This is a genomic window from Brevibacillus sp. LEMMJ03 (assembly GCF_007197875.1).
Classification (GTDB): Bacteria; Bacillota; Bacilli; order Brevibacillales; family Brevibacillaceae; genus Brevibacillus; species Brevibacillus thermoruber.
On record NZ_VKJN01000042.1, the window covers coordinates 1 to 1559 of the forward strand.

2 protein-coding genes are annotated in these 1559 nt (G+C 46.4%); both read left to right on the forward strand.

Going from position 1 to position 1559, the window contains the following annotated elements; translation table 11 throughout:
• Window positions 1-1045, forward strand: a 1045-nt coding sequence (istA, locus tag FOI68_RS22625; RefSeq protein ID WP_143864408.1) for an IS21 family transposase, incomplete at its 5' end; no start/stop codon positions are given.
• Window positions 1042-1559, forward strand: a 518-nt coding sequence (locus FOI68_RS22630) for an ATP-binding protein (protein WP_143864409.1), incomplete at its 3' end; no start/stop codon positions are given. The genes istA and FOI68_RS22630, both read left to right, overlap by 4 nt.

The following is a 1559-nucleotide window of genomic DNA, read 5'->3' on the forward strand; positions in this document are numbered from 1 at the left end:
AATGGAAGAAGGCTGCTTCAATGCTGTCGTTTTGTTTGATGAGATCAAAGCCCAAGGTTATCCAGGGCAAATTCGGCTCCTTCGCTCATTCATGGAACCATTGCGCCCGGTTGTTAAGACCAAGGCAACGCTCCGTTATGAAACGGCACCCGGAAAGCAAGCGCAAGTAGACTGGGGACATTTTAAGGTAGAGTGGAATGGTGGATATAAACGGCTGTACGCCTTTGTCATGGTTTTGGGATACTCGAGAATGTTGTATGTGGAATTTACAGAGAATGAACGGCTTGATACCCTCATCGGCTGCCACTTGCGTGCCATGCAATACTTTGGCGGCAGACCGGAAACATGCTTGTATGACAATATGAAAACCGTCATTGTCGGTTACGACGATCAAGGGCATGTATTGTGGAATGAACGATTTTCCCAGTTTGCAAGCCATCACGGTCTTACGCTGCGACGCTGCGCTCCCTACCGTGCACGAACAAAAGGGAAAGTGGAAAATGGAGTAGGATATGTTCGCAAGAATTTTTTGCCTCGGGTGCAGACGTTTACCAGCCTTCGTGACTTGAATCAGCAAGTACGTCATTGGTTGGATACGGTGGCTAATGTACGGGTACACGGCACCACGCATGATAAACCAGTAGATCGATGGAAACACGAACAGTTGAAGCCACTTAACCCGATCCCATTCGAAGAGGTAGAACGCCATACTCGAAGAGTATCGAATGATTCACTCGTTTCTTACGGAGGAAGCCGGTATTCAGTCCCCTATGTTTATGTAGGTCATACGGTAGAAGTACAAGATCTCCAGAATGGCCATATCCGGATCTATCAGGGCAACATGATCATCGCTGAACATCCTAAAGCTACTCGTACCAAGCAAGTCATAACCAATAAAAAACACTTCGAGGGGATTCAAAACCAAATTGGCGCGAAGGCTCCCCAACCTATGCCGCGTTTGGTTCCCAATCCAAGCCCCGAAGTGGTGGAACGTGATTTGTCTGTCTATGAGCAGTTTGCTGACGAGGAGGTGATCGTACAATGATACTCCAGGCCCGTTTAGAAGAAGCCTTTGTACAGATGGGATGGGTACGAATCCCGGAAATTATTCACCACCACGCAGAAGAAGCTGCTGCTCAGAATATATCGTATTTGGAGTTCTTGGACAAGCTTTTGCAAGAAGAAATCATGGCCAAGAGGGATCGGTTTATCCGCATGAAAACGCGATTGGCTCATTTACCCTACCATAAAACGTTGGAGCAATTCGATTTCAGTTTCCAGCCCTCCATTGATGAAAGACGGATTCGTGATTTGGCAACCCTCCGGTTTGTACAACAACAAGAGAATCTCATTTTACTTGGTCCGCCAGGGGTCGGCAAGACTCACTTGTCTGTTGCTTTGGCTCTCGAAGCTATCAAACAAGGGTTGACGGTTTACTTTACAACTGCTCATGATTTGGTTCAGACGCTCCAGATTGCACATCAAAACAATAGCATCAAACAAAAAATGCGAGCATTTATAAAACCGAATGTACTCATCATTGATGAAATTGGATATCG